General features: G+C 60.6%; 1 protein-coding gene. It reads right to left on the bottom strand.

Annotated elements, in window-relative coordinates:
* A partial coding sequence (locus tag CH341_RS33055; RefSeq protein WP_483475705.1) for a PDC sensor domain-containing protein occupies positions 1-249 on the bottom strand: 249 nt, incomplete at both ends.

Raw genomic sequence — 249 nt, forward strand, 5'->3', positions numbered from 1 at the left:
GCATCCGAGCCCACGTCTTTGCGATCGCCATACATATCATCGCGACCATCGAGCGCATTCGGCAGCCAGGCGCTGTACGTCCCGTTGAAGCGCGGATTGTCCTTCAACACGCTCAGAAGAACGGCATTCAGCTGATCGCGGCGCTGATAGATCGGGGTCCCGGTCCCATCACTGCCCGCCATTACCTCGAAGGTGCGAGCCATATTGCGGGCGGCATCGAACGCCGTATCCACTTCCGCACGGATCGTG

Source organism: Rhodoplanes roseus (assembly GCF_003258865.1).
GTDB classification, from domain to species: domain Bacteria; phylum Pseudomonadota; class Alphaproteobacteria; order Rhizobiales; family Xanthobacteraceae; genus Rhodoplanes; species Rhodoplanes roseus.